Origin of the sequence: Martinezella hainanensis, assembly GCF_900094555.1 — a bacterium.
GTDB lineage: Bacteria > Pseudomonadota > Alphaproteobacteria > Rhizobiales > Rhizobiaceae > Rhizobium > Rhizobium hainanense.
Genome location: NZ_FMAC01000016.1, coordinates 95,081 through 117,378, shown reverse-complemented (window position 1 = coordinate 117,378; position 22,298 = coordinate 95,081). Strand labels below are relative to the sequence as shown.

Genomic DNA, 22,298 nt, shown 5'->3' with positions numbered 1-22,298 from the left:
CGGCCAGATAGTTCGAGATCGCCGCAACAATCCCACGCGTCGATTGGCACGCTACTGTCAGTACATAGCTCGTCATGTCTCTTCTCTTTGTCCCGAGGATGCCGCCTGCTTAAATGAAATCGGAGTTCTGGGAAATACGTCCTCCGACCGTGTTTCGATGGATATTTAGGCAGGGTGGCGCGGAAAAAGACGTTCCTATTGCGCCTTCGAACGGCGCATCCCCGCCTCAGCCACTGGTTGCCAGCGAAAGCTTTTGCGGTCGCTTTGCCAGGCTTCCCTCGTTGAATTTCAGGAATCCCACGAGAAGCCAGACGAGCCCGGCCGTCTTCATGGAGAAGATTGCCGTCGAGCCGATCATCAGATTCAGGAACAGGAAGAGGGAAAGCGCATGGCCGAGGCGTCGCTGATTGACCGTTTCGCCGCCCGGATAGAGCGAGGCGTAGAGCCAGAACAGGATCAGGCCGAAGATGGTGGCGCCATAGATGATGTAGACGTATCCGCTGTCGAAAAAGATGCCGACCTGATCGAGCTGCAGGCCAATGGTGCTCTGTAGATCCATGCCGAGAAAGGCCTTCACGGTGCCATTGATGCGCCCGACGAAATTATCGCCCGTGACGGTCGGCTTGAGCGCATGAATGACGAAACCGACAATGATGATCCCGGGCATCGTGAGCAGGTCGAGGCCTTTCGGAAGCCAGGGATAGATGAAATAGCCGGCGATGCAGATGAGGCTGAAGATCAGCATAGTACGTGTGTCGTTGGTCAGCAGGATCAGCGTGACGGTCGCCAGGAACAGAAGCCGGTCCAATAACCGCAGCCGATTGGAAAAACTGATCAGATACAGCACCATGACGCCGCAGAAATTGGCAAGCGAGACCTGCTCCAGGAAAATGGAGGACGACCGGTGGTCGATCAGGCCGAAGGAGAACCGGCCTTCGAAGCCGAGCGCGCCGCGAAACAGGCCGAGATCGCTATAGGTCGCCGGCGGCACGCCGCGCGTGTTCTGGAAATATTCGGCCGGATGAAACAGCGCGACATACTCCTTGACTGACACGATTTCCAGGATGAGCACGACAAGCACGATGAAGCACGAAATCTTGAAGGCGAGCTTGACGGTGCGCTCGTTGGCCAGCCGCCCCATGATCGAAAAGGCGAAGATGATCATCACGTTGCGGAGATGGTCGATATAGGCCTGCTTGTTGATGGCCATGACGAAGATCGTCAGCGCGATTGTCAGCAGCAAATAGAGGAGCGGCACTATGTCCTCCTCATATATGCCTTTCGTCAGCAGATAGGTGAAGGCGGCGACCTGCAGCAGCACTTCGGACAGCACGACCGAGCTTGGCGTCAGCGGCGTGATGTTGTGATTGATGAAAGCCAGAATGCAGTTATAGCAGACCGCCAGCAGCGAGATCGTAAGGATGACGAAGTTGATCGGCTGCTTCTCGCCTGAACTTTGCATTGGATATCCGAGGTCGTGGCGTCTTTTCCGGCTGCGGGCACCATATCAGCCGGATGATTCGCGACAAAGAGTCGGCAGCTTGCCGTCGCTTATTTCGCTGATTTGACGAGCGCGCAGGATGGCGGGAGTGACGTCTTCTTGCCCAGTCCCTCCACCAGAACCTTCATCTGCGGTTTGTCGCGGCCATTGTGCGGCTGGACGTTGAGCGGCTCATCCGGCGGCCACCAGTCACCGGCGGCCCAATAGGTCCAGCCGAGCCAGACGTCGCCGTTGGCGTTCATGATGTCGAGGACCCGCTTGAGGCCGTCGAGGCAACCGTCATTGGCGGCGACGCCGAACTCACCCAGAAATCCGCGTTTCCCATTCTTGCGCAGCCAGTCGGTAACGTCGGTCATGCCCTTCATGGCGTTGTCGGTGCCGTCGCAGACAGGGTGCGTGCCCGAGCTGTCCGAATCCAGATATTGGTGGAATTCGAAGGCGTAGAAATCGATCGGATCCTGGACACCGAGCATCACGGTGCCATTGGCGCCGCCGCCGAGAACATCGGCGGACCAGCTATGCGCGCCCGTCCAGTTCGTGCCAGGCACGAGAATGAGGTTGCGTGCGCCGACCGTGCGGATGCTGCGGATGGCGGTATTGGCAAGTTCGAGCCAATCGGGGGCCTTGATATCGTGCGGCTCGTTCATCAGACCGAAGGCCACGCCCTTCCGGTTGGCGAACTCGACGGCAAGCCGCGCCCAGAAATCGCCGAAAGCGAGATCGGTCGCAGGAGGCTGCTTGAGCTGGGTCTTGTCGTAATAGGCGTAATTATGCGGATCGAGAACGACTGACATGCCGTGTTTCTGGATGAGATCGACGGCATCCTTCAACCGCTGCAGTTCGTCGCCATCGAGGGGCGCCCCGAGCACCGGTTGCAGCCGCTCCCAGCGGAAGGGCAGGCGGATCGTATTCATGCCCTTTTCCGCAAAATAGCGCACGGTCTGCTCGGACGGATATGTGTAGTTGACATTCACGACCCCGCCGCGCTCGCCATATTCTGCGCCCGACAGATTGACGCCGCGATAGCATAGTTGCTGCGCCGCGAAGGAGCCCTCCACCTGCGCCGTGAGAGTGAGCATGACCGTGGCGGCCAGCAGGCGTCGCAGAGCTTTCGTCGTCGATGCGGTCATTGCATGGCCCTGTCTTCCGTGCGGGTGTGGCTTTTCATAGGGATGATGGTGTTGAACAATGATGAAGGGATGCATCGCGCCCGTGCCCGCCACGCGATTTCCTGAGAGCGTCCTTAATGTTCCGTTAGCCAAACGTTTCTAAACTTTGGATATCTGCTGTGTGGAATCCGCCTGCGGAGCACTGAAAGTTTGCCATGAGCTCAATGGAACGAAGCAAGAGATCGGACCGACTTGCGGGTTGGCGCGATACCGAGCCGTCTGACATACGGCGCGACGGTATGCGCCTGCGCAGTCCTGTCTTGCGTCCTCGGGATTTCGTCGCCGCTGCCGAGCCCATAGCACATTCCGAAGAGCCCGAGGCGCCCACCGCGGATGCCTCCGTCCCGCAAAGCCCGCCGAAGCGATCGGATGTTGAGGAGCCGGTAGCCCCGCGCCCCATTGCCGAGCCGGTTGTCGCTGCGACGACACCGACCGTCGAGCAGATTGCGGTTGCTCCGGTATCTGCCGCTGCCCCCGTGACATCGATACCAGCGGCAAAGTTGCCCCTGCTCGATCTTCGATCGGCCATTGCTTCGATCTGGGCGCGGAAATTTGTCGTCCTTGCTCTGGCGGGCGCTGGCGCCGCTCTGGGTGGCGCGGTCATTCCGCTGATACCGCAGAAATTCACCGCTGAGACCAGCCTCTACTTCGACCCCCGCCCGGTCGGAGGCTCCGATTCCGCCCAGCAGGCTCCGACGGCGCCGGAATTGATCACGACGATGATCGACAGCCAGACGCAGATCCTGTCTTCCGGCAAGGTTTTGGGGCGCGTCGTCGATGCGCTGAAACTCGATCAGGACCCGAAATTCAATGGCGGCGCCACCGGCGAGGCAGCAAAATATGTGGCCACCGCTGCCTTGGCGAAAGCCGTGCTGATTGCCCGTGAGTCCAGCACCTATGTCGTGACTGCGAAGGTGACGACGGGGGATCCGCAGAAATCGGCCGGGATCGCCAACCAGCTTGTGACTTCTTTTCTGGAGGAAGAGAGCAAGGCGGCGGCGAGCACTTATAAAAGCAGCAATACGGCGCTCGATTCCCGCCTGGAGGATTTGCGACAGCAGGTACTGTCAGCGGAAAAGGCCGTCGAAACCTATCGTGCCGACAACGACATGGTGGCGGTCGAGGGCAATCTGATCTCCGATAAGCGCCTGACCGCTCTGAACGACCTCCTGGTGACAGCCCAGCAGAAGACGATCGAGGCAAGAGCCCGCGCGGACGCCGCCGGCAAGCTCAGCTTTGAAGATGTGGTCTCCAACAATCCGTCCGCAGGGGCGACATCGACGGCTTTGAGCAGCCTGCGGCAGCAATATGCGACGATGGCGGCCAATGTGGGCAGCCTTCAAAGCCAGCTCGGCGCGCGCCATCCGCGTCTGCTTGCCGCGAAATCTTCGCTGGATAGCCTCGCCGCCGAAATCCGCGCGGAGTTGCAGCGGCAGATGACCTCGGCCCGCGCCGATTACGAGCAAGCACAGAAGGCCGAGCAGGATATCGCCAAGGAACTGGCGGTGCAGAAGGCCTCGCAGGTCAACACGTCTGGCAAGCTCGTCGGTTTGAACGAGCTGCAACGCAAGGCAACCGCCGCCCGTGACCTCTATGAATCGCTGTTGAAACGGTCCGGTCAGGCGAGCGACGCCCAGGACCTCTCGCAGAGCAATATCCGCGTGATCTCCGAAGCGGAACCGCCGCTGAAGGCGGATGGGCCGAGCCGTAAGGTGATGATGATCGCCGGTCTGATCGCCGGTGCAATATTCGGCGCCGGTCTCGGCATGGCCTTTGCCATTCTCCTCGGCCTGTTTCGCCATCCCGTCATCCGTGGCTATTTCGGCAAGTGACCGGTTTTTTTGTGCTGCGGGCTTTTTCAGCATCGATGGTGCAATTGTGCGCCGACTGTTCTAAATGTAGATCGGCGCTGGGAATGATTGGATCTTGCTAATGAAGCGGGATACGGTCATTAGGCGTTGTGCGGTACTTTGTGAGACAATCTATGCGAGAAAAGCGGTGCGTTGCTCCGATGACTGGCGCCGGGGAAAGCTGACCTATGGTGCCCGCGGATAAACTCGTTCTGCCGTTTCTGGCTTTGCCGCGCTCGACCAAGCGTGCGCTTGCGCTGCTGGTCGATGCCAGCCTGTGCGTGCTGACGGTCTGGTTTGCCTATTGTCTCCGTCTCGACGACTGGGTCATTCTCGAAGGCGTGGAATGGCTGCCGGCAATCGTCTCGCTTCTGCTCGCCATACCGATCTTCATCGTTCTCGGCCTTTATCGTGCGATTTTTCGCTATGCCGGCCTGTCTGCTTTCGTGACGGTCGTCAAGGCCGTGGCGATATATGCGCTCGCCTTCATGACCGTTTTCACCGCGATCAGCGTGCCGGGCGTGCCGCGCACGGTCGGCATCCTGCAGCCCCTGCTGCTGCTGATCGCGATCGGCCTGTCGCGCATGTGGACGCGCTACTGGCTCGGCAATGCCTATCAGCGGCTCCTCAATCGCAATCAGCTCGCCAAGGTTCTGGTCTATGGGGCCGGCGCTTCCGGACGACAGCTTGCGGGGGCGCTCGCCAATAGTGCCGAGCTCAACGTCGTTGGCTATCTCGACGATGATCGCAACCTGCATGGCAGCATCATGGGCGGCTTGCCGATCTACGATCCGGCCGACCTGCCGGCGCTCGTGGTCTCGGGCGAGATCAAGGGCGTGCTGCTCGCTCTGCCGAATGCCACGCGGCAGCGGCGTAACGAAATCCTTGAAGATATGCGCAAGGCCCGCGTCACGGTGCGCACCATGCCCGATCTGACGGCGCTGGCGCAGGGCCGCGTCGCGGTTTCGGATCTGCGCGAGCTTGACATCGAAGACTTGCTCGGCCGCAACGTGATCGCTCCGGATCGCAGCCTGATCGAGAAGAACATTCGCGGCAAGGTCGTCATGGTGACCGGTGCCGGCGGCTCGATCGGTAGCGAGCTTTGCCGTCAGATCCTGAAGAACGGTCCGTCCTCCCTGCTGCTGATCGAACAGAGCGAGTTTGCCCTCTATGCCATTCACGGCGAGCTGGAGAAATCTGCCGCCTCCGCCGGTTACGCCGATGTGCGCATCATTCCTTTCCTGGCTTCCGTCCGGGACGGTCAGCGGATCAGGCAGATCATGCAGGCCTGGCGGCCGAAGACCGTCTATCACGCCGCTGCCTACAAGCACGTGCCGCTCGTCGAATACAATCCCGTCGAAGGCATCCGCAACAATGTGCTCGGAACGCAGATAGCGGCCGAAGCTGCGCGCGATCATGTTGTCGAAAATTTCGTCCTCATCAGCACCGACAAGGCGGTGCGTCCGACCAACATCATGGGCGCAAGCAAGCGGCTGGCGGAAATGGTGCTGCAGGCGATGGACGCCGATCGCAAGCCCGGTGCCGACGGCACCAATTTCGCCATGGTCCGCTTCGGCAACGTGCTCGGCTCCTCCGGTTCGGTCGTGCCGCTTTTTCGCCAGCAGATCCGCGACGGCGGACCGATCACGCTGACGCATCCCGAGATCACCCGTTATTTCATGACCATTCCCGAGGCGTCGCAGCTTGTGATCCAGGCAGGCGCGATGTCGGGCGGCGGCGATGTCTTCCTGCTCGATATGGGCGAGCCGGTGCGTATTGCCGATCTCGCGCGGCGCATGGTGGAGCTCTCCGGTCTGACCGTGCGGGACGAAGACGAGCCGGATGGCGATATCGAGCTTGAAATCACTGGCCTGCGACCGGGCGAGAAGCTTTATGAAGAGCTGTTGATCGGCGACAATCCGCAGCCGACCAACCATCCGCGCATCATGCAGGCCAAGGAGGATTTCCTGCCCTGGTCGGAGCTGTCGAAGCGCCTTGCCGCGCTCGAGGCGGCACTGGATGAAAACGACATACCCTTGGCCAGAGCCCTGCTGCAAAAGCTCGTTTCCGGCTATGCGCCGAGCAGCGAAGTGGTCGATCTGGTCTATCGCGAGCGCGAGACGGACCTGACGGTCGATCAGCCGAACCTCGACAACGTCGCACAGCTTTAAAGCGTGTCGCGCAAAAGTGTGTAGCGGTTTTGCGATGACGACATACGCAAAATAAAAACCCAGAGCGGTTCAGCTTTTCACGGAATCTCTGAACCACTCTATCTGCTTGTTTTCATGCAATTCCGGACGGAAAACCGCTACGCACCTTTCCTGGAATTGCTCCAAAGCGCGAAAAGCGAATCTGAAAGATCGCGACGCGCTTTAGACGCGTATCCGCCAGCGCGCGGCCGCTCTTCAAGCTTTGATGACAGCTACTGCTTGGCCTTGACTGCGTAGTGCCAGCGGCGCAGCTGATCGCAGGTGCGGAACCAATGTGCAGTCAGCCGTAACATGGGATGCCGCTTTACGGCGCGGTAGTGCACGCGCTTGCCGATCGTAGTGTCGGCGCGATGCGGGCTGAAATCCACCAGGTTCTCAAATGTCGTGAATGTCTCGACGCCGGTCGACCAGCCGCGTTCCAGCGCGACGTCATAGGGAAGAAGCATGGGCTTCAGCGTCGTCAGCAGCTTCTTGGCCGCCTTGCGGTTGACGATATAACAGGCAGCCGACCCTTGCGGACCATGCATGCAGCGGCCGACGACATCGTTTTCACTGGTTTCGCAGATTGGCTTGAAGCCGACGAGGCGATGGTTGACGAGTTTGACGAGGCGCGGACCCTGGACGCTTTCCATCGCCGCGATTGCACGCGGGATAAGCTTGTCGTTGAGCTCGACGTCGTCTTCCATGATGATCGCCATCTTGTCGCCGCTGGCGATGAATTGCTCAAGCGCGATCAGATGGCTGCGGTAGCATCCGTATTCTCCCGGCAGAAGCTTGCGGCCGTTGTGGTAGATGAACGAATGAGGGTAAAAATCGACGCGGTCCGCCTCTGCGATGATGCGGCCATCGACGGCAGGAATGCGCGTGATATGCAGATCGTATTCTACGGCCTGGTTGCACAGCCGCTCCCAGCGATCACGCGAGCGATCGAGATTGATGACATAGATAGAGACCCGCTGAGCAGCATCGTCAGCAATCTCGGGGTCAATAAGGGGAGGGATACGATTAATCTGTTCGAGAATGACTGCTACTCCTTCAAACAGAAATCGCGCCGACAGCAACAAGGATGGCAATTTCCATACTATATATCATGCTTATGACTTGTCGCAAACGGCTGTTACACGCCTGTGTTGTATTTGCAGATAAAAGCATTTTTTTTGGTGTAACGTAGCGTGAATAGCGCCCATCGACGATGCGGAAACTATCGCTTACGCGCGATTTTGATCGAGGAACCCGTTGGCGCATGACTGCGGCCTCATTATATCTGTAGCATGCGGCGTGTGATCGTTGCGCTCGCATTTGCAAAGGAGCGTAGCAGTTCATGTGGATCAAGTCGAAAATCGCCATTGCTGCCCTGTCCCTCGCGGTCTTGATGCCGGCGGCCGCCTTTGCCGATAACCCGCTCCTACCCAAGCCATATGTCGCTCCCGTCTATCCTTACAAGGACCTTCCGGGAGTAACCGCGCCGAAAATGGCGGCTGACGAGAAGTTTCAATGTCGCACTGCCACGGTGTACGCAGATTATTTTCACGAAGGTCCATTCTACCGGGGCCTGCCGCGCCTCGGTTACGTTTGCGACGAGAATGGCGTCATTTCCAGCAGCACCAGAAAGCCGAACTACCAATATTGGCAATATAACGGTTCGGATAGATAGGTCGTAGGCACTCTGCCGAATTAAGCGGCAGCGCAATCAAAACGAGCGTGGCCTCATGATCGCATCGTGTAAGTTTTGTTGGCGATCTGAAAATAAATTTCATGTTTTTGGTTAAATGCGCGAACGTCGTTGACGAATGCGAAAATATGCCCCAAGGTTACGAAAATAAATTACGTAATGGGAACATAAAAGCATGCGCGTTGGAATCATTGGGCTGGGATTCCGCCTGGGCTATCTGGGCTATGTCTTCAAGGCGATCGACGAGAACTTCGAGATTGCCGGATATGTCGATCCGGAGCCTGCAGGTCTGCCTGGTCTGATCGAGCAGGGCATCTCTGCCGGAAAAGCCTACGCAACACCTCAAGAGCTGATCGCCAACGAAAAGATCGACCTGCTGATGATCGGTTCGCCGAACCACATGCATCTCGATCACATCCGCATCGGCCTCGAAGCCGGCCTCAAGATCTTCTGCGAAAAGCCGATCGTTACGACAATCAAGGACAGTATCGAGCTTGCCCGCCTGATGGCGAAATTCGGCCATGAGCGCCTGAATGTCGGCCTCGTGCTGCGTTATTCGCCGATGTACCGCGATCTTTTGACGGCCCAGGCGGAAGGCAAGCTCGGTCACGTCGTTTCCATTGAGGCTGCCGAACACATTGCGCCCTATCACGGTGCCTTCTTCATGCGCGACTGGCGCCGCTATGAACATTATTCCGGCAGCTTCATGCTGGAAAAATGCTGCCATGATCTCGACCTCTATAATGGTGTGGTCGGCGCGCGTCCGGAGCGGGTTGCAAGCTTCGGCGGCCGCAAGAGCTTCATTCCGGAAAACGATCCGGCACGGGAAGGCATCAACGATCTCGAGCTTTTCCATCGCAAGCCGAGCGGCTGGATGGGGTCGGACAAGGTCTTCGACAGCGATGGCGACATCATTGATTACCAGGTGGCGATCGTCGAATATGCCAACGGCGTCGGCATGAACTTCCACACCAATCTGAATGTGCCGGACCAGTTCCGCCGCTTTGCCATCATGGGCTCGCGCGGTATGGCCGAGGGTGATTTCATCCGTGGCTACTTCAATGTGCACGAGATGCTGACCGGCAAGAAGGTAATCGAAAATACCTACGCGGCCACCACGCTCTCCCAGCACTACGGTGCCGACGAGCAGATGGCCGCCGATATCATCGCAAACGTAAAGTCGGGGCTGCATCTGCCGGTTTCGACCCTGAACGCGTTGGAAGCCGGCATTCTCGCGCTCTCGATGGATGAGGCACGCATGAAGAAGACCGTCGTCGATCTCCGACCGATCTGGGACGAGTTCGACGAAGCGCTTCATTCAAGGGCCGCCTAGGGAGGGGCGCAAGATGGGTGTTCAACGCAGCACGGTCATCTTCGCCTGGCTCCTGCTTTTTCCGGCTCTGCTCTACGTCACCGTCATCGTCGCTTATCCGCTCGTTGACACCATAATCCTGTCCTTCACCGATGCGTCGTTGAAGAAGGTGACGAATTGGGTGGGGTTCGAGAACTACGCGAAGATCTTCAACGACACGTTCGCAGGCGTCATCATTCGGACCTTCATCTGGACCTTCTTCTCCGTGTCGATCAAGATGATCATCGGAACGCTCGGCGCGGCGCTGCTGAATTCCGCCGTGCCAGGTCGCTCTCTCTTCCGCGTGCTGACAATGCCGCCCTGGGTTGTGCCCATGGCGATCGGCATCTTCATGTGGGGCTGGATGTATAATGGCCAGTTCGGCATGATTTCCGGCCTGCTGCAGCGTTTCGGCATCGTCGACAGCCCGGTGGCGTTCCTTGCCTATGGCAGCACAGCCTTCTGGGCGACGATCGTGACCGACGTCTGGATCGGCGTGCCGATGGTCACGCTTTATATGCTGGCTGCCATGCAGGCGATCCCGCATGATCTCTATGAGGCCGCATGGACGGATGGCGCCGGCCGTTTCTATCGCTTCCGTCGTATCACCTTGCCGCTGCTGGTGCCGTCCCTGGTCACCATGTCGATGCTGTCGCTGATCGCCACCTTCAATTCCTTTGACATCATCTGGATTTTGACGCGCGGCGGCCCGAACGGCGAAACGACGACGATGATCATCGACACCTATCGAACGGCGATTGGGTCCTACAAATACGGCGAGGGTGCCGCGCGCGCGGTGTTGATCTGCATCTTCCTGTCGCTCTTCTGCCTCGCCTATTTCCGCCTGACCAGCCGCTTTTCCACGGGAGCCAAGCAGCGATGAGCCAGCCTTCGATGATCCATCGCTATAAATGGTACGAGCTCATCGGCATCTATGCCGGGATCCTGCTGTTTCTGACTTTCGTGCTGGCGCCCTTCGTCGAAGGGTTCCTGGTTTCGCTGAAACCGCTCAGCCAGCTCTTTTCGTCGCCCTACCGTTTCATTCCGGAAAACGGCTCCTTTGCGGCCTATCGCACCATGTGGACCAGCGTGCCCGGATTCGGCTGGTATATTTTCAACTCGTTTCTGATTTCCGGCGTGAGCACCATTATCGTGCTGATCCTCGTCGTGCCGGCGGCCTATGCCTTCGCGCGTTTCGAGTTCAGGGGCTCCGGCCTGCTGCTCGGCGCCTTTCTTGCCGTCAACATGTTCTCCGGTGCCGTGCTGCTGATCCCGCTGTTCCGGCTCATGCGCTCCTTCGGTGTGCTGAACACCTATTTTGCCATGATCATACCGGGTGTCGCTTTCCTCATTCCTTCCGGAATCTGGCTGCTGCGCACCTATATGATGCGAATCCCGAAGGAGCTCGACGAGGCGGCCTTTGTTGATGGTGCCAGCCATTTCTATACGCTGCGCCGCGTCATTCTGCCGATCGCTATGCCCGGCATCACCGTTGTCGCCATCACCACGTTCATCGGTTCCTACGCACAGCAGTTCATCTATGCTCTTACCTTCAATTCGAAGACGGAATACATGCCGCTGCCGGTTGGGCTTTTTGCCTATTTCGGCCGGCAGGAGGTCGTCTGGAATGAACTCATGGCCGCAAGTTTCGTCGGCATCGCGCCGGCTCTGGTCGTGATCTTCTTCCTGCAACGGTATCTCGTCAGCGGTCTGACCGCTGGCGCGGTGAAGCAATAAAATCAATCAACCACCAGAGAGAACGGGAGCTTAAACGTGACATTCCATTTCAAGACGGGGCTTCTTGCCCTTGCTTTGCTCGGCTCCACCGCGCTTGGCGCCGTGAACGCCCAGGCCGCCGACAAGGAGATCAGCTGGATCTATTGCGGTGACAGCATCGATCCGATCCATGTGAAGTACATCAAGCAGTGGGAAGACAAGAACCCGGGCTGGGCCGTCAAGCCTGAGGTCGTCGGCTGGGAGCAGTGCCAGGACAAGGCAACGACGCTCGCTGCAGCCGGCACGCCCGTTGCCATGGCCTATGTCGGTTCCCGCACGCTGAAGCAGTTCGCCGACAACGATCTGATCGTTCCGATCCCGATGACGGACGACGAGAAGAAGGCCTATTATCCAGGCATCGTTAATACGGTAACCTTCGATGGAAAGCAGTGGGGCACACCTATCGCCTTCTCGACCAAGGCGCTCTACTGGAACAAGGACCTTTTCAAGAAGGCCGGGCTCGATCCTGAAAAGGCGCCGACAACCTGGGCCGAGGAAATCGCCGACGCCAAGGCGATCAAGGAAAAGACCGGTATTCCAGGCTACGGCCTCTCGGCCAAGACCTTCGACAACACCATGCACCAGTTCCTGCACTGGGTTTACACCAATAACGGCAAGGTCATCGACGGCGACAAGATCACCCTCGACAGCCCGGAAGTGCTGGCCGCCCTCCAGGCCTACAAGGACATCACGCCTTATTCGGTCGAAGGACCGACGGCTTACGAGCAGAACGAAATGCGCGCCATCTTCCTCGATGGCAAGGTCGGCATGATCCAGGCCGGCTCGGGTGCCGCCGCCCGCTTGAAGGAAACGAAGATCAACTGGGGCGTTGCACCGTTGCCGCTCGGTCCTTCGGCCAAGGGTCAGGGCACGCTGCTCATCACTGACAGCCTTGCTGTCTTCAAGGGCAGCGGCGTCGAGGACAAGGCGATCGATTTGGCCAAGTTCATCACCTCTCCCGGCCCGCAAGGCGAGTATGAACTCCAGGGCGGCGCCGGCCTCACGCCTCTGCGTCCGTCTGCGCAGGTAGACGAGTTCGTCAAGAAGGACGCTTCCTGGAAGCCGTTCATCGACGGCATCGCCTATGGTGGTCCCGAGCCGCTCTTCAAGGACTATAAGGGCTTCCAGAACGTGATGATTGCCATGGTCCAGTCGGTCGTGACGGGCCAGGCTCAGCCGGCGGATGCCTTGAAGAAGGCTGCTGCCGATCTCGAGCAGTATAAATAAGTCTGCAAGTCGCCGGGCCGCGCGCCATGCGCGCGGCCTTTGGAGCCCTGCCCGCCGAATGGCGGCGCCGCGCGGAGACAGAGTTTGGGAAAGCTGCACCTTAATCAGGTCAAGAAATTTTATGGTCATTTCGAGGTCATCAAGGGCGTCGAGCTCGACGTAAATGACGGTGAGTTCATCGTCTTCGTCGGTCCGTCCGGCTGCGGCAAGTCGACCTTGCTGCGCATGATTGCCGGCCTTGACGAAGTGACCAGCGGCGACATCATGATCGATGGTGCTCGCGTCAACGATCTGCCGCCCGTCAAGCGCGGCATCGCCATGGTCTTCCAGTCCTACGCTCTCTACCCGCATATGTCGGTATTCGAGAACATCGCCTTCCCCTTGCGGGTGGAGAAGATGGCGGAGGACAAGCTCAAGGCCAAGGTCGAGAATGCTGCCCGCATTCTGCACCTGGATCAGCGCCTGCAGCAGAAGCCGGGCCAGCTTTCGGGCGGTCAGCGCCAGCGTGTCGCTATCGGCCGCGCCATCGTGCGCGAACCGAAGATCTTCCTTTTCGACGAGCCGCTGTCGAACCTCGATGCGGCGCTGCGCGCCGACATGCGCATCGAGCTTGCGAAGCTGCACCGCCAGCTGCAAGCGACCATGATCTATGTGACGCACGATCAGGTCGAGGCCATGACGATGGCCGACCGCATCGTTGTGTTGAACGGCGGCGAGATATCGCAGGTCGGTGCGCCGCTGGAGCTCTATCACAAGCCGGCAAATACCTTCGTTGCCCGCTTTATCGGCAATCCCAAGATGAATTTCCTCCCCGTCACCTGCACCAATGTCAGCGATGCCGGCGTGGAGGTGGATTACAAGGGCCAGAAGGCCCTGCTGCCCGTCACGCCGCGTCCAGGCTTCGTCGGTAAGGCATTGACGCTCGGCATCCGGCCTGAACATGTCCAACTCGGGGATGGCGATCTCAGCCTGACCATCGTGCCGACTGTCGTGGAACGCCTTGGCGCTCAAACGGTTGCCTATGCCACGACTGACGGGATTGACGAGAATTTCTGCGCAACGCTGGCAGGCAGTGCCGCCATCCGTATGGACACGCCAATCAAGACCGGTATCCGCATCGGCGATTGCCATCTCTTCGACGAAAGCGGCCAGGCCTTCGAGCGTCGGGTGGAACTGACGGAAATCGACATGGAATTGCTGAACAAGGCCGCGTCCTGAGGGAGCGGCTGCAGAAGCAACCACCCGTCCTCGTGGTTCGAGACGGCCCTTTGGGCCTCCTCACCATGAGGACTGATCATCCCGCCCGGCTATAGCTTGCTCCGCCCTCATCCTGAGCCCGTCGAAGGACGAGGGTGGCCTCGGAAGGAACTACGAGCGCAGATGGCAGATCGCCCTACCAGACCAAGCCGCGCGCTGCCACGTCCTCGACGCGCGTCACCACACCATCGCGATGAAACACCATCTGGTCGAACAGGTTGGAGACGACGCAGGTGTGGTTCGGGATGATGCGGATCTTGTCGCCGATCTGCGGGCGAGGGCCTGTGCAGTTCGACAGGTCGATGACGCCGTGCTCTTCGGAAAGACCCTTGATGACGGCGTCGGGATAGCCGACCACCTGACCATAATCGGCAAAGCCGAGAAGGTCCGAGGTCAGTGCCTTCGAGCCAGCATCGATGACGGCGCGATCTTCGGTCGGCCGGGAGACAACAGTGGCGAGGATATGCATGGCGCAATCCTCCTCCTTGCAATGGCCAGCACGTACCATCGAGCGGTCATTATAGATGTAGGTGCCGGCGCGATGCTCGGTTGCGGCCGTCACCAGATGCGCCTCGAAGAGGCTCGGCGTGCCGCCATTGCTGACGATCGGGCACTCGATGCCATCATTCTTCAGCAGCGCTACGGCTTCAACAAGGAAAGCCTGTGTGGCAGCGGCATTGTTCGGCTTCGGATAGCTCATCAGGCCACCGAAGACGAGACCCGGCTTGCCGGCGATATACTTGCCGAGGGAAGCCGCCTGCTCGGGCGATTGCACGCCGCAGCGCGCGCCGCCGGTATCGCACTCCACCAGCACCGTCAGCGGCTTGCGGCTGGCAAACCAGGCGGAGAGGCCGTCCACCGTCACGGTACTGTCGGCCACGACCTTGAGACCGGCAATGCGGTCATTCAGAGCCGAGAGCCGCACAAGCTTTTCGGCACCGAGAATATTGAAGGTGATCAGGATATCTTCGAAGCCGGCCTCGGCGAAGACTTCCGCCTCGGTGATCTTCTGGCAGTTGATGCCCTTGGCGCCGGCGGCAACCTGGGCGCGTGCGAGCGCCGGAATCTTGTGCGTCTTGATATGCGGGCGGAAATTCAGGCCATGCGCATCCATGTAGGATTGCACGCGGGCAATGTTGCCGGCCAGCCGGTCCTCATCGATGATCGGGCGCGGGGTCGAGAGGCTTTCGATCCGGTCGCCCGGCTTGGGGCTGATTTCCGAGGCGATGTCATGTGCCATATCAGGCGTCTTTCTGTTCTTCCGCAAAGGGGTCCGCCACCATCGGCCAGATATCCTTTCGCGCGCGGCGATAGGGCGTGCGCGCCGGATTGTTGGGATAAGGCGTTCCCGCGGAGCAGTAAAGGATTTCCGCGGCGATCTTCGAGAAGGACGCGTAGAAATGATTGGTCGATTTGATGACCAGGATCTTCTTGGCCGTGGGGTCGATGCCCATGACGGAGAACAGGCTCGGGTCGAAGCTCTGGGCGCGTGTCGAATTCAGGATGATGTCGATGCCATCGAGCTGAATATGTGCGGCATCGCCGAAGGGAGCGAAGCTCTCGCCGAAACGCATCTCGGCATTGGGGACGAGGCGGATGATCTTGACGAGACCGTCGATCGGATTGCCCGTGCCTGGCGCCGACTTCGCGCCGAAGCGCAGCGGGATTTCCGCACCTTCACCGGCCGCCATGCATATCTGCACGGCCATCGGGTCCCAGATCGTGCCGATCGCCGTATCGGTGGCGCCACGGTCGAGCAGCTCCTGCAGGATCACGGTCGCGTCGCCTGCGGTGCCACCGCCGGGATTGTCCCAGAGATCGGCGATGACGACCGGGCCGGACGTCGCGGCCATGGCCTCGCTCACGGCCTGCTTCTCATCGATCTGCGGCATGATGAACGTGCCGCGCTTGGAGAAAAGTTCCAGGCCGAGATCACGCGCGACAGAAGAGCCTTTATCCGGCTTATTATTGGTGACGACGAGCAGCTTCGTGCCCATTTCCGGTACGTCGCCGGCCATGAAGCCGTGAATGACGGAGATGGACAAAATCTCGGCATCGCTCCTTTCCATCGCCATGATCTTGTCGACGAAGGAGCGCATGGGTTCGCGCGACGTTGGAAAGACATCGATCATGCGGCAGTCGAAGACGGACATGACCGGCTTGACCCGGCCTTCCAGCGTGTCGATGGCGATGCGCCAGAGGTCCTCGGCGCGATCGACGAAATCCGTATGCGGGAATTCCTTGAAATAGACGAAGAAATTTGCCGCCGCGAGGCGCTTCGCGGTCAGATGGCTATGCGGATCAAGCTCGGCGCAGACGAGAATATCAGGTCCGACGATCTCGCGCACGCGCGTGAGGAAATCACCTTCCGTATCCTCATAGCCGTCTGCGACCATGGCGCCGTGCAGCCCGAGGACGACGGCATCGACGGGCATCGCCGCCCGCAGCTGCTCGAGAATTTCGTCCCGCAGGTCCTCATAGGTCAGGCGGTTCACCAGACCGGCGGGGTCGGCCCAGGTGGCGGTGCCCTCGATCACGTCCCAGCCCTTTTCCACCGCAATTTGCCGGCCGACAGTGATCGGCGCGGAACACAGCGTCGGTGTCTCCGGGTGCTTGCCCGGCGGCGCATAAAGAGAGGCTTCGAAAGCGCGTCGGTCGATGCAGATGGGGGAGAAGGTATTCGTCTCGGTCGCAAGGGCCGCGGTGAAAATGCGCAATGCTGTCGCCTCTATTCCATGGGGTTCGGCAGGTAACCGGTGAAGCCGCAGATCTTCCAGCGCCCTTCGTGGAGGCGGCAATAATAAAGTGTCTGCCACTTCATCACGTCGATGCCGCCATCCGACTTCTTCAGGCTGCCGTCGAACTTCTTGCGCACCAGGGCCATGTCGCCTTCGATCTCGATGTCTTCGAGCGTCGTCGTTGTGAAAATGGCCGTGCGGGCGTCTTCAGCGAACGACTGTGTGGCGAAGTCGCGTGCCTGGCGCAGCCATTCGTCGCGATAGGCAGACAACGTCGGGAAGGCGAGGCGCCATTTGTCCGGGCTGACATCGCGCTTGCCATCGATGCCGATGAAGCCCTCTTCGACGAAATCGCCTGCAACCATCGACCAGTCGGCGGCAAGAAAGGCATCGATATCGCGCGGGACGAGCATCTCCCAGATCGAGTGCTTGGCGGCATCGCTGGCAGGGAAAGGATTCTTGAAAGGATCACGCATGGTAGCAGCCGCCATTTAAATTCTTTTCATAATTTACGATTTTCACTGGTCAAATTCTGCTTTCTATGGTCATTTGTCAACGTATCAAGAAAATAATTTGCAGGAACCGCATGGTGGCCATCGCATGTCAGGGTTCCGGCTGAATGGGAACGAATGACAAGCCTCATCTGCCCGCACGCCTGTCCACAGGCGCCGGCGGGATTGATGAAATTGAGATGGATCGCGTCGCTGACTACGTGTCAAACGTGGACAAACCAGCGACAAAGGGGGGCTGATGGATATCTTCACGACCATGCAGGAAGAGAGAGGCCGGCTTTCGCAATCGGAAATCCGCATCGCCGATATCGTCCTCAATGACTTCGAATTCGCCGTCAATGCTTCCATCATCGAGCTTGCGGGCAAGGCGGATGTCTCGCCGCCGACGGTGACGCGCTTCTGCCGGCGTTTGGGCTGCGAGAGCTTTTCCGATTTCAAGGTGCAGCTGGCGCGCACCGCCTATGTCGGGATGCGCTATCTGAAGCCCGAGCCGAAGAGCATCGCGCCTGCCGACGTTGCCCAGGACATCATCACCAAGGCGCAGAACGCGCTCTTCCTGCTGCATCGCGGTCTGGATGTCGCCGCCATCGAGCGGGCGGCGAACCGGCTTGCCGGCGCCGAGATGATCTATGCCTTCGGCTCCGGCGGCAATTCCTCGATGATCGCGACCGAGTTGCAGAACCGCCTTTTCCGGCTCGGCCTTCGTATTACCGCAAGCTCCGACCACAGCATGCAGCTGATGATGGCGGCTGCCGCCAAGCCGACCGATGTGCTGATCGGCTCGTCCTTCTCCGGCCGAAATGCCGAACTGGTGCGCGCCTTTGCGCTGGCACGCGAAGCCAAGGTGCCGACCATCGCGCTGACGCAGAGCGAAAGCCCGGTGGCGCGCGCCGCCGAGATCACGCTGCCCGTCGATTTGCCGGAGGGAGACAACATCTATCGTCCGACATCGACCCGCATTGCCTATCTGGCCGTGGTGGACATTCTCGCCAGTCTGATCGCCTACCGCATCCAGCCGCAGGCCACGGTGACGCTGCGCCGTATCAAGCAGCAGCTTGTCACCCATCGTGACGGTGACGACCGCCAGCTGCTGGGGGATTAAGGAAGGCTCCAAACGGTTTCGCGTTAGGAGCCGTGCGGGAAGCAACAATAAGGAGCGGCGGGTGTTCGCCGTTCGGGGACTGAAATCAGAGGGAAACATATGAGCAAATCCGTTGCCATCGTCACAGGGGCGGCCGGCGATATCGGTCGTGCCATCGCAAAGCGTCTGGCGGATGACCACGATATCATCCTGCTCGTCGATATCGACGAGACAGCCGTGCAAAAGGCAGCGGGGGAACTCGGCTCTGCGGAGCGTTTCGTGCCGTTCAAGGCGGATATCACCAGCGATGCCGATGTCGCCGCCATGGCCAAGGCCGCATCGGATCTCGGTGGGGTGAAGACGCTCGTCAACAATGCTGGTGCTGCCCGCGCCGTCAGCCTCCACGACACCACGCCGGCCATCTGGCGTGCCGACAATGCCCTCAATCTCGAGGCGGCTTTCCTCTGCTTCCGTGCGGTTGAAGACATGCTGAAGGCGTCGAAGGGGTCGGTGATCAATATCGCCTCCGTTAACGGCATGGCCGTCTTCGGTCATCCAGCCTATAGCGCCGCCAAGGCCGGGCTTCTGCATTTCACCCGGCTGGTCGCAGTCGAATACGGCAAGTTCGGCATCCGCTCGAATGCGGTCGCGCCCGGCACCGTGCGCACCCAGGCCTGGGAAGTCCGCGCCGCCGCAAATCCGAATGTCTTCGAGGAAGCGAAGCGCTGGTATGCGCTGCGCCGCGTCGTCGATCCGGTCGACGTTGCCAATGCCGTCTCCTTCCTCGCAAGCCCGCTTGCCTCGGCGATCACTGGCGTCTGCCTGCCTGTCGATTGCGGCCTGACGGCGGGTCAGGCCGAGCTTGCCCACACCTTCTCACAGTCCGAACACTACTGACGCGCACTGCCAAAGAGAACATAATGCAGCCGTCCCCCTATCATCTCGAAAACACATGGTCTCCCGAGGGAGGAAAGCATGGTCGTCTGACCCTGACGCTTTTCAATTTTTCGGATTCGCCTCTTGCGAATTTTCGTCTCGCCTATACGACGCTGACGCGCTTCGTCGATCCGAAGATTTGCGACAATGCCGTTTTCGTCCGCCGCAACGCCAATTTTCATGAGTTTGCGCCGCCGGCCGGCCTGTCCGTAGCTCCCGGAGAGAGCTGGACGTTCAGTGTTTCAAGCCTCCACCGCATCGCGCGCCATTGCACCGATGGCGCCAAGTCCGCCTATGTGACGCGTGAGGATGGCACGCATGTCACCGTCTTCGCCTCGGACTTGTTGCTCGCCGATCGCACCAGCGAGCCACCGCCGGTGCTGCTGCCGGAAGGCAGGCTGGAGCTTCCCTATGCCATCCAGCCCTGGCCGGCGGAGATCGACGTGAAGCCGGAGGAAGACTTTCCGGTCGCGCTCTACCCGGCAAAGGGCACGGATGCCGCGAGCGTCAAGGCGCTTGCGACGGCGCAGGCGCTGTTCCGCCGGCTGTTTCCGTCCAATCACATGCCCTTCAGCCTCATTGCCGCGCCGCAGGGCCGGGCACTACGTTTCGTCGAGCGGCCGGCGCTTGGCCGCGAAGCCTATGAGCTTTCCTTTTCCGGCAATGAGGTCGTACTCGGCTTCTCCACTGCGTCAGGCCGCCTCTACGGCCTGACGACGTTGGCGCAGCTTCTCGATGGCGCGCGACGCGAGCCCGGCAGGTTCCGCTTCCCAGTCGCCGGCTCAATTGCCGACCGGCCGCGCTACGGCTGGCGCGGCTGCCATCTCGACGTCTCCAGGCAGTTCACCCCCAAGGACGACGTCCTTCGGCTGCTCGATATTCTCGCCTGGCTGAAGCTCAACATCTTCCATTGGCACCTGACCGATGACGAAGCCTGGCGGTTGGAAATCCGCGCCTATCCGCAGCTGACCACGACGGGCGTGCTGCGCGGACCGGACGAGCCACTGTTGCCGCAGCTCGGTAACGCTGCCGAGCCGGTCGGCGGTTTCTATTCGCAGGATGATGTTCGGGAGATCGTCGCCCATGCCGCAGCGCTCGGCATCGAGGTCATCCCTGAGATCGATATTCCCGGCCACAGCACCGCCACCCTCGTCGCTCTGCCCGAGCTGACGGACGGGCAGGAGGCGCCGGACAGCTACCACTCCGTGCAGGGTTATCCGAACAACGCCCTGAACCCGGCGATCGAGCTGACTTACGAATTTCTCGCCAAGGTCCTCGATGAAATGGTCGAGCTCTTCCCGTCGGAATATCTCCATATCGGCGGCGATGAGGTTGCCAATGGCTCCTGGCTCGCTTCGCCGCTGGCGCGCAAGCTGATGGAGAAAGAAGGCATATCGGGGACGTTTGCGCTGCAGTCCTATTTCCTGAAGCGCATCAAGGCTATGCTTACCGAGCGCGGACGCAAGCTTGCCGGCTGGAATGAAGTCGCCCATGGCGGCGGCGTCGATCCAGAAAGCACGCTGCTGATGGCCTGGGAAAAGCCGGAGGTCGGCATTGAACTGGCGCGTGAAGGCTATGAAGTCGTCATGACGCCGGGCCAAGCCTATTATCTCGATATGGTGCAGGCCGATGCCTGGCAGGAGCCGGGCGCAAGCTGGGCAGGCACCGTGCCGCCGGCCCACACCTATGCCTATGAGGCTGAGGGCGATTTCCCCGATGAGCTGAAGCACCTGATGAAGGGTGTGCAGGCCTGCATCTGGCAGGAGAATTTCATCTCCCGCGACTATTTCAACCGTCTGGTCTTCCCGCGTCTTCCCGCCATTGCCGAGGCAGCCTGGACGCCGAAGGCAGGGAAGGACTGGCTGCGCTTTGCCGCCATCGTGCCGCTGAGCCCCAAGCTTTAAGGTCATTGTCGGTGGCAGGATCACCCGCCGATATCCGAACGCCCCTGAGGGCTGCCGAACGAGCATTTCGGCGGCTTTCTCATGCCTGACATAGGAAGTCAGCCGGCCCGCAGGGTCGCCATGTCAGTCGGGAAGAAGCCCGCCCAGGCCATCACGGTCATGGCGGTGATGACAAGAAGATACCACATGGTAAGATAATCCCCGACCAGGCGCCGGTTCAGCGCGGCAAAGAGAAGGCCGACGCTAAAGGCCAGCCAGAGCAGATTGCAGACGTGGTCCATTTTTTTGTTCCCCTTATTCGTCTTGCCCTCCCTGCCGCAGAGGTTAACGAGTTGGAGATGCATGAGGTAGCGCTATAGCGGGATGGAGGTCTGCGCAAAGCGGGAAGCGCGGATGCGGCGATCGATGTCTTGGGAGACCGGCGAGCAAGCCGGATGATTGTCGCGCGGCACGCCTCACATTGGGTCGAGTCCAAGGGAGCCTCGAGAAAATCTTAAACACACGCTCACGGCTCCGGAACATCTCGCCTCTACTCCCCGTTATCGCAAGATGCACGGGCTGAAGAGGTAGGGTCATGGAACACGGTGATTGGAACAATCCCGTCATAGTCGAGCTTGGCGGCGCGGGACATTTTGCAATCATAACCAACGCGCTCGACGCGGCGAACTGCATGAGCGAGGAGTGGCCGGTGAGTAGCGGGCCTGCGGTCGATGAGGCCGTGCTGGTGTGCCTCGACGCCGTGCTCGGCAAGGCTTCCGCCGAGGAATCTCGAAAGGCCTTCCTGGATGCGGCGCGTGAGGCGGGGCTCAGCGTCAAGCCGGATGCCGAAAGCCTGCACTAGATCGATATGCAACACATGGTGGGAGTGACGAAGCGGCCCGGACATTCGGACCGGAGGCACTCAGATGATCCAGAAGATCAGGCTAAGGATCAAGATGACGGCGAGGATGAAACCTATCATCCTGCCGAGCCCTTCGTTGACATTGCCATTGCCGACGATCAGATCGTACCAGTCGCTCTTATGGTCCATCGAAAATCCCTCAAGGTTTCCCCTATTAGGTCGACCTCTTCTTCGGCAGTCAATGATTTAAAGAAGTGCGGTGACGGCCGTCGA

20 protein-coding genes are annotated in these 22,298 nt (G+C 59.8%); 12 read left to right on the top strand and 8 right to left on the bottom strand.

Translation table 11 applies throughout. The features are described from left to right. Window positions 1-226: 226 nt before the first annotated feature. A complete protein-coding gene (locus tag GA0061100_RS31055) occupies window positions 227-1,462 on the bottom strand; it encodes a hypothetical protein (RefSeq protein WP_075856699.1) in 1,236 nt (411 codons plus the stop codon). An 89-nt stretch (window positions 1,463-1,551) separates the two neighbouring features. Continuing rightward, window positions 1,552-2,631, bottom strand: coding sequence for a glycoside hydrolase family 5 protein (locus GA0061100_RS31050; RefSeq protein WP_075856713.1), 1,080 nt, complete (start codon window positions 2,629-2,631; stop codon window positions 1,552-1,554). 194 nt (window positions 2,632-2,825) lie between these two features. Between GA0061100_RS31050 and GA0061100_RS31045 the strand changes: the two genes are divergently transcribed. Beyond that, the gene (locus tag GA0061100_RS31045; RefSeq protein WP_075856698.1) at window positions 2,826-4,502 is read left to right on the top strand and encodes a GumC family protein; all 1,677 of its coding nucleotides are present in this window, start codon (window positions 2,826-2,828) and stop codon (window positions 4,500-4,502) included. 206 nt (window positions 4,503-4,708) lie between these two features. Continuing rightward, window positions 4,709-6,691, top strand: a complete 1,983-nt coding sequence (locus tag GA0061100_RS31040; RefSeq protein ID WP_075856697.1) for a polysaccharide biosynthesis protein — start codon at window positions 4,709-4,711, stop codon at window positions 6,689-6,691. Window positions 6,692-6,942: 251 nt separating this feature from the next. On the opposite strand, the gene GA0061100_RS31035 is transcribed toward GA0061100_RS31040, so the two are convergent. Continuing rightward, window positions 6,943-7,794: a glycosyltransferase family 25 protein gene (locus GA0061100_RS31035; RefSeq protein WP_244558004.1), complete on the bottom strand. Its 852-nt coding sequence runs from the start codon at window positions 7,792-7,794 to the stop codon at window positions 6,943-6,945. Window positions 7,795-8,051: 257 nt separating this feature from the next. Here GA0061100_RS31035 and GA0061100_RS31030 point away from each other — a divergent pair, with 257 nt between their 5' ends. The 6 genes from GA0061100_RS31030 (at window position 8,052) to GA0061100_RS31005 (ending at window position 13,974) form a co-directional block, all read left to right on the top strand. Next, a complete protein-coding gene (locus tag GA0061100_RS31030; protein ID WP_075856696.1) occupies window positions 8,052-8,384 on the top strand; it encodes a hypothetical protein in 333 nt (110 codons plus the stop codon). A gap of 193 nt (window positions 8,385-8,577) precedes the next feature. Next, on the top strand, window positions 8,578-9,735 hold the full coding sequence (locus GA0061100_RS31025) for a Gfo/Idh/MocA family protein (RefSeq protein ID WP_075856695.1): 1,158 nt from the start codon (window positions 8,578-8,580) through the stop codon (window positions 9,733-9,735). Window positions 9,736-9,748: 13 nt separating this feature from the next. Then, the gene (locus GA0061100_RS31020) at window positions 9,749-10,636 is read left to right on the top strand and encodes a carbohydrate ABC transporter permease (RefSeq protein ID WP_075856694.1); all 888 of its coding nucleotides are present in this window, start codon (window positions 9,749-9,751) and stop codon (window positions 10,634-10,636) included. Continuing rightward, window positions 10,633-11,490: a carbohydrate ABC transporter permease gene (locus tag GA0061100_RS31015; RefSeq protein WP_075856693.1), complete on the top strand. Its 858-nt coding sequence runs from the start codon at window positions 10,633-10,635 to the stop codon at window positions 11,488-11,490. The genes GA0061100_RS31020 and GA0061100_RS31015 overlap by 4 nt, the downstream gene beginning before the upstream one ends. A 36-nt stretch (window positions 11,491-11,526) precedes the next feature. Continuing rightward, window positions 11,527-12,756, top strand: coding sequence for an ABC transporter substrate-binding protein (locus GA0061100_RS31010; protein WP_075856692.1), 1,230 nt, complete (start codon window positions 11,527-11,529; stop codon window positions 12,754-12,756). An 84-nt stretch (window positions 12,757-12,840) separates the two neighbouring features. Next, window positions 12,841-13,974 carry an ABC transporter ATP-binding protein gene (locus tag GA0061100_RS31005; protein ID WP_075856691.1) on the top strand — a complete coding sequence of 378 codons (1,134 nt, stop codon included), beginning with the start codon at window positions 12,841-12,843 and terminating at the stop codon, window positions 13,972-13,974. Between the two features lie 175 nt (window positions 13,975-14,149). On the opposite strand, the gene GA0061100_RS31000 is transcribed toward GA0061100_RS31005, so the two are convergent. From GA0061100_RS31000 to GA0061100_RS30990, 3 genes are read right to left on the bottom strand one after another with little or no spacing between them, the layout of a single operon-like run. Next, a complete protein-coding gene (locus GA0061100_RS31000; RefSeq protein ID WP_075856690.1) occupies window positions 14,150-15,253 on the bottom strand; it encodes a D-TA family PLP-dependent enzyme in 1,104 nt (367 codons plus the stop codon). Window position 15,254: 1 nt separating this feature from the next. After that, window positions 15,255-16,730, bottom strand: coding sequence for a M81 family metallopeptidase (locus GA0061100_RS30995; protein WP_075856689.1), 1,476 nt, complete (start codon window positions 16,728-16,730; stop codon window positions 15,255-15,257). Window positions 16,731-16,741: 11 nt separating this feature from the next. Beyond that, on the bottom strand, window positions 16,742-17,227 hold the full coding sequence (locus GA0061100_RS30990) for a hypothetical protein (RefSeq protein ID WP_075856711.1): 486 nt from the start codon (window positions 17,225-17,227) through the stop codon (window positions 16,742-16,744). 274 nt (window positions 17,228-17,501) lie between these two features. On the opposite strand from GA0061100_RS30990, the gene GA0061100_RS30985 reads away from it, so the two are divergent. The 3 genes from GA0061100_RS30985 (at window position 17,502) to GA0061100_RS30975 (ending at window position 21,184) form a co-directional block, all read left to right on the top strand. Beyond that, a complete protein-coding gene (locus GA0061100_RS30985; RefSeq protein WP_075856688.1) occupies window positions 17,502-18,365 on the top strand; it encodes a MurR/RpiR family transcriptional regulator in 864 nt (287 codons plus the stop codon). Between the two features lie 99 nt (window positions 18,366-18,464). Further along, window positions 18,465-19,241 carry an SDR family oxidoreductase gene (locus GA0061100_RS30980; protein WP_075856687.1) on the top strand — a complete coding sequence of 259 codons (777 nt, stop codon included), beginning with the start codon at window positions 18,465-18,467 and terminating at the stop codon, window positions 19,239-19,241. A gap of 23 nt (window positions 19,242-19,264) precedes the next feature. Further along, window positions 19,265-21,184 (top strand): beta-N-acetylhexosaminidase, encoded by a 1,920-nt coding sequence (locus tag GA0061100_RS30975; RefSeq protein ID WP_075856686.1) that lies wholly within the window; start codon window positions 19,265-19,267, stop codon window positions 21,182-21,184. 98 nt (window positions 21,185-21,282) lie between these two features. On the opposite strand, the gene GA0061100_RS30970 is transcribed toward GA0061100_RS30975, so the two are convergent. Next, window positions 21,283-21,465 carry a hypothetical protein gene (locus GA0061100_RS30970; protein WP_075856685.1) on the bottom strand — a complete coding sequence of 61 codons (183 nt, stop codon included), beginning with the start codon at window positions 21,463-21,465 and terminating at the stop codon, window positions 21,283-21,285. 293 nt (window positions 21,466-21,758) lie between these two features. Here GA0061100_RS30970 and GA0061100_RS30965 point away from each other — a divergent pair, with 293 nt between their 5' ends. Beyond that, window positions 21,759-22,025: a DUF982 domain-containing protein gene (locus GA0061100_RS30965; protein WP_075856684.1), complete on the top strand. Its 267-nt coding sequence runs from the start codon at window positions 21,759-21,761 to the stop codon at window positions 22,023-22,025. Window positions 22,026-22,085: 60 nt separating this feature from the next. On the opposite strand, the gene GA0061100_RS35435 is transcribed toward GA0061100_RS30965, so the two are convergent. Then, window positions 22,086-22,214 (bottom strand): hypothetical protein, encoded by a 129-nt coding sequence (locus tag GA0061100_RS35435; RefSeq protein WP_280173864.1) that lies wholly within the window; start codon window positions 22,212-22,214, stop codon window positions 22,086-22,088. Window positions 22,215-22,298 lie beyond the last annotated feature (84 nt).